Source organism: Arcicella aurantiaca, assembly GCF_003148625.1.
GTDB lineage: Bacteria > Bacteroidota > Bacteroidia > Cytophagales > Spirosomataceae > Arcicella > Arcicella aurantiaca.
Genome location: NZ_QGGO01000012.1, coordinates 158,031 through 165,026, shown reverse-complemented (window position 1 = coordinate 165,026; position 6,996 = coordinate 158,031). Strand labels below are relative to the sequence as shown.

Genomic DNA, 6,996 nt, shown 5'->3' with positions numbered 1-6,996 from the left:
GTACAAGTAACTGTATAATTGGTCGTTACATTTGGACTTACTGTAATTGAACTGCTTGTTCCACCATTTGACCATAAATAAGCTCCTGTACAAGCTGATGCCGTTAATGTTGCCGAAGCTCCATTACAGATTGAAACGCCTCCACCTGTTACTGTCAAGGTGTTTGGAATTGAATTCACTACAACTGGTACATTCGCACGATTCGATGAACCTGTTTCACAACCTGTTACGGTATTTTTACAACCTACACTATAAGTATGACTACCAACTGTTGGTGTTAAGGTAATATTGCCACTTCCTAATGAGGTCGTTCCTTCGTACCATTGAGCAACTTGATTCGTTCCACAAGTTCCACTTAAAGTAACCGTTTCTCCTGCACATATCGCTGCTTTACTTGATGTTGGATTTGTCGGTGATGTTGGGATTGGGTTAACAGTCACTGACACGGTAGCTCTATTGGCAGCTAAAGTTTCACAACCCGATGAATTCGTACAACCTACTTTATAAATATATGTTCCTGAAACAGTTTGGGTATATGTTAAAGTTGTAATCGAATTACCAGAAGCATCATACCATTTTACTGTTTGGTTTGTTCCACAACTTGCACTTAATGTATATGTTTCATTGATACATACACTTGGTTTACTTGAAGTTGCATTTGTTGGTGCAGGTAACGTTGTATTAACTGTTACTAATACCGTAGCAGTACCAGTACAACCATTACAGTTTGTCACTTTTACTGTATAAACACCATTATTCGCAGTTGTTGCATTGGCAATTACTGGAGACTGAGCAGTGCTTGTAAAGCCGTTTGGACCAGTCCAACTATATGTTAAACAAGTAGAAATTGGTTCTGCAACTACTAAATCTTGTTGTCCATTTAAGCTTTGAATACCTGATGGATACCAAGTTGTTGAAGTATATTTTGTCCAATCTCTTGTTTGACTATCAATTTCGTTCAACCAAGTTTCAGCTAAATCAATAATTGCTTGTACAGCTACTGTATTTGAGCCATAATTATAATATAGTCCGTTTGTACTTGCATTTTTTACTGAAAAATCTGGGTTAGCTACATATTGGTCATGGGTAATTTCCCATTGTGCAATTTGGAAAGCTGCTGCTTGTTCTAATGTCCAAGCAGAAGGTGATGTTGATATAAAGTGTTTGTCATAAAGGTATCTTAACATACCTGCATGAACTGCTCCGATACCCCCTGTTGGAATCAATACTGAAGCATGACCAGCCACTCCTGCATATTGTTTTGCAAGAGATTCTAATGGTACAATATTATATCCTGTATAATTTACATTTATGCTGATTGGAGAACCAACCTCTGCACAGAATGACGTATAATCTGTTAATCCTTTAGAAGGGATATTTAAGTCAATAATTGTCGCAACTGAGTTATGTGGAGAAGTTCCTCCATCATATTGATTTGCTAAATTGGCTGTTGGAATACCTGCATGGTCAAAACTCAATCCTGAGATATTTAAACCACTTACAAAATTACCCGGAGCTCCTACTGATGATAAGTTAATCGTTTCTCCTTCACAAACTGTTGCTCCTGTTCCTGTTACTGTTGGGTTTGGACTTACGTTTACTCTGGCATTAGCCGAATTAGCACTTGTACAGTTATTCACTTTACAAGTTACTGTGTAGTCTGTTGTTACTGTTGGAGTTACAGTTATTGAAGCTGTTGTTGCATCGTTTGACCATGTATATGTTCCAGTACAACCAGAAGCGGTTAACGTTGCTGAAGCTCCTGCACAAATTGTAACACCTCCACCTGTAACTGTTGGTTGACTTGGAATAGCATTTACCGTAATTGTTGCATTTGCTGATGCAGGACTCGTACAGCCGTTAACTGTACAAGTAACGGTATAATTTGTGGTAGCAGTTGGTGCAACTGTAATTGAGGTAGCAGTTGTTCCAGATACTGCATTAGACCATGTATAAGTTCCTGAACAAGCCGATGCAGTCAAAGTAGTTGAACTTCCTGCACAAATAGAAACGCCTCCACCTGTTACCGTCAAAGCACTTGGAACTGAGTTTATTGTTATCGTAGCTGAGTTTGAAACTGGTCCTGTACAACCATTCAAAGTACAAGTTGCAGTGTATGTTCCAGAAGTAGTTACTGTAATTACATTGGTTGTTGCATTGTTTGACCATTTTAATGTTCCTGTTGTACAACCACTTTCTAAAGTAGCTGAAGTACCACAAACGTTACCATTGCCTCCGTTACTTGTAATAGTTACAGTTGGAGCAGCAGGCGTTGTAATAATTGTTGCTACAACTGGTTTACGTGTATTGATAGCGGTTTCACAATTTGGAGAAGTTACACCTTTACATCCTACATAGTAAGTTGTTGTTGCAGAAATGGCAGGAGTTGTAAATAAATCTCCAATTCCTAATACAGCTGTTGATGTTTGAGAAGCATACCAAACTGGTGTTTCTGATGTTCCACAAGTTGCTCCTAAACTTACAGTCGCAGTTGTTCCAGACTTACAAGCACTACCACCCGTAACAACACTTGGTGCTGCTGGGATTGGGTTCACAATAATTGTATAAGCTACAAATGGACGACAATATGGATTGTTTGCATCAGGTACTGGTTTCAAGCACGCATATACATAATAAGTAATTGGTGTTGTTCCAGTATTGGTAGGTAAGCCTGTTAAGTTAGATGCAGTAACTGCTCCATCAACTAAAACTGCTTCTGGTTGTAAACAATAATGTTCATCAACCATTAAATATGGGTTAGCCTGTGGTACTTTATAAGCACACCATTCTATATAAGTTGTTACTGGTAATGGTTGGCTCGCTGAATTACTTGTTAAAGTTAATGATGGAATATTTGCTCCAGAACAAATTGTCTGTGTTCCATTATTAGGTTGAGGGTTACTCAAGGTTGGACAATTCGGAGAGAAACCAATATCATAAGTATGATTACTTTCTCCATAAGCTCCCGTTGTTACTGAAATAATAGCATTGCTTCCTGAAATAGTTGCATCACTATCAATTTCATCACTATTGTTAGTATTAGCATTGGCTGGAGACAAAAATGTTTGAGCAAGGCTTGTCTGACCAGTCGCAACTCTAATTTCATAAGCAGTTGAAGGTAATAAACCACCTGTTACGTTTGCATCGTTGAAATAATATTCACCAATTGAGTTTGTAGTTGTTGAAGCTACTTGAACTCCTGATTTGAATAATAAAACCGTAATACTTGGAATCCCCGGTTCATTCGCATCTTGGATACCATCTTGGTCATAGTCTCTCCAAATACGGTTACCAATTTCTAAAGGAGCTAAAGCACAGAATACTTCAATATCTCCTAAACCTGATGCTTTACCAAATGTACCCGGAGTATCACCATTGTATAATTTATAATCTCCAGTTGGAGTTGGACGAGAGCTATAATTTGTACGATAATTACTTACGTTATTCCACGCAATTGGAGAGTTATCATATAAATAATCTCCTGTGCTATTATCTATTCTACGAGTTCCTCCCGAATAGAAGATATTACCCGGGCCTGCAGCTGTAGTTATCGTTTCACCAGTACCTGGATATAAAGCAATACCACCCATAGTCGGTTCATCGTGGTCAATGGTAATATCACCAAAGTAATATTCCCCACCACCAGGTCCACCACCTTTATTAGCACCTGAAGTAGTAGTTCCACTTGCAGTACCATTATTTTCAATCGTCCAAGTTGAACCAGATTTGGTTGCACGCATTAAATCACCTTCCACACGTCCAGTCTCAAGAGTTCCAGATGTAGGAATGAAAGATATTTCGTCAAGACCAAAGTCATTACTTGTAGCAGCCAATTCACCATCTACAATTGCCAATGTTATAGAGTAAGTGAAAGATGGAGCTGTCCAAGTAGTTGAGTATTGAACCCAATCGCATGGAGAGCTACTTAGATTACAATTATCCGTTCCTATACGAGTACCATTAGCGGTAAAGTATAATTTAGCGGGCGTTCCTGAGTTAATTGAAGTTGCCCAGAAAGACAAGTTATAAGCAGTTCCAGGAGTTACCGATATTGTCTGATACCATACTCTTTTGCCAGCAACGGTAGCACCATCAGCTACAATAAAGTTTCCTGTACCTGAAGTTCTATCAGTACAAGCAGATGCCCACCCATAAAAACTTTGTGCATTTGTTGTGATACCACCACCACCATTAGATGTATTATTGGCAGCATAGTCTGAAGAGAAACCTGTTCCACCAGCGGTAAAGTCACCATTAACAACTTTTTCTAAACCATCAGCAGGAGGATTATTGGCATTACCCATCTGATGAGAGAAACGGTCAGCAAAACCTAAAATCATTGAACCATCAGAATCAAATTCAATGTCCGATAAAATTGGTTGTGGATAAGTTTGACCTCTATTGCTATTAACTTGTGAGTAAGTATTAACCCACGGTCTCCAGATAGAATATGATACGGTCGAACTATTTGCTAAACCTCTATCAAAATTTAAAGGAAATTGTGTTAAAGCCGTTGTAAAAGTTGAACCATTAAATTCATATACTGTTGCTTTCAAATTCGCAGAACTTAACCCCTTAGTGTCAAATCCAGCTTGTCCGTACAACGAACCAACCGTAGCAGGTTGTGAACTTTCAGCAGTACAAATAACGCCAACATATACTTTACCTCTGTACCATTTTAAGCCAAAAGGAACATATTCATTTGTTCCACTACAAGCTGGATTTGGCACAGCAAATGAGCCTATCAAAGTAGGCGAAGTAGGATTAGATACGTTTAGTACATAAATCTTCTTATCAAATAAGTTTGTGATGTATAAAGTATTACCATCAGAAGATAACTCACAATCTCCAAAAGACATTTTACCAACTGCATTAAAAACAGCGTTACCACCATCATCAACAGCTTGTGTTTTGTTAATTGGGAAATTTCTCGGTAAATCAAAACCAGCATTGATTCCTAACACTGCTTTCAAATCTATACCCGTAATGGTATATCCAGTTCCATTATTATCTGCATTTTGAATAACGTACAAACCTGCTGGACCTTCTGGACCAAAACCTGAGTGACGCTTCATGAAAGCAGTCGTAAATAATGTTTTCTTGTATTTGTTGTAAGCCACACCCCAAACAGAACCAATTGAACTATATTTAGACATCACATAAGGTTCATTACCCGACGTAGCCTTGTCTCCTGTTCTGTTATATGGGAATGAAACTAAAGCATCTTCTAAGCCAGCACCACTTGTTCCAGTAGTGAAGTAAGCACCGTTTGCATAACATGGCACTGCCACCTTAGGCTGAACTCCTGCTTTCACACAGAAATCGTCTGGGTGGTTAACACCAAAATTGACAGAACAACTATTTGCCGAAACAAACTGAATTGACGTCGAACTCGTCGTACCATCTGGACCTGAAACATAACCAGCAGGCAGATTTGAGAATTCGACTCTTAAAGGTCCCGAAAATCCGTTTATGGCAAAACTACCATCTGCAAGCGTTGTTGTTGTACCTACTAAAGTATTTGCCGTATTAAAAGCCTTAACCGTTACACCCGCTAATCCAATTTCATCTGCATTATCTCTTTTACCATTCAAGTTAAAATCTCTAAATACAGTACCACCTAAATTAGTACATGAAGCCAAAGGAGGTGAAGTAATAGACCCACATCCAGCAGCAGAACTAACGGTATATAAAGTTGAAGCAGCATTACCATTTTTTACATCAAAATTATGACTGGCTGTATTAACATCGTAAAACAACATTCCTGTTCCGTTGAAGCTACCATCAATGTTGATTGTACTTATTCCGTTCTTAACCAATACAGAACCGTTTGTTCCTGTTACAGGTTTGTTGATAGTTAAATTACCTCCAACTTCAAACCCTCCGTTAATAATTCCGGGGCCATCAAAGGTTGCATCTCCACCAATCTTAACACATCCCCCAGAAGCAATATTAAATTCTTTCCCAGCACCTTTATTTCCAACGATAAAACTACACCCTACCTGACCAAATGGACCACACACCGTTTGAATCAAACCGTAGTTAATAATATTCCCATGATTGTAAAGTGTTCCATCAATCGTAATAACACCCGTTGCTGTATTTCTAAATAATAAAGCATCACTATTTTCAACACTTGCAAAACTTACAGTTCCATCATTTGTGAATGTACTTCCACTACCAAGATAGAATAGAGTATTAGACAAAGCATTGACAACTGACGCCGTACCAACGTTATTGAAAACAAATGTACCCTGAGCAGTAACTTGAGAGGTTGTCGTAAAATTGACAGTCGCCTCATTGTTAATCGTAATATTATTTCCAAAACTGGTAGCATCTGTATTCAAGACACCACCCGGTTTAATATTGATGACAACTGGCGAGTTGAAGTTATAACTTCCATTCATGTTGAATGTTCCATAAACATCAATAGTCACACCTGCAAAGTTGCCACTATTCTGAGTCCATGTCACACCTGTTGCCACACATATACTATTCCCTGTTCCAGAAAAGTTCAATGACATTGAACCAACATTACCAGTCACACACAATTTCTGATTTCCAGAAAGCGTATAACTTGTACCATTAGTAGGAGCAGAAACAGTACACCCTGTACACTGAGCTTCAACAACATGGGAGTTTAGATTTATCAAAACCACCAAAATTGCGATAAGGCTTCTACTTGCGATAGAAACCTTATCTGCAATAAAGCAGACCCTACTGCTCAATACCGAGCTTAGATAATTATGTTCTTTAATAAGGTCACGAAAAGCCTTTCGAATAGACAGAATCCGTCCTTCGAGTAACTTGAATAACCCTGAAAAAATAGCATAAAATCCCCACAAAAAAATTCTTGCAGAAATATTGTTGAAGAGGTTGGCACGGTAATTGCGGCTACTTCCCGCTTCCGATTTTTTAACAGTTTCCTGTTTTGAATTGGAAATCACGCTCTCACAGAATGAGAACATTACAGCAGTAAAGTCTTTCATTTTAGAA

At 38.4% G+C, this 6,996-nt stretch carries 1 protein-coding gene; it reads right to left on the bottom strand.

Going from position 1 to position 6,996, the window contains the following annotated elements:
* Positions 1-6,989, bottom strand: a 6,989-nt coding sequence (locus tag LV89_RS12980) for an Ig-like domain-containing protein (protein ID WP_146199158.1), incomplete at its 3' end; no start/stop codon positions are given.
* Positions 6,990-6,996 lie beyond the last annotated feature (7 nt).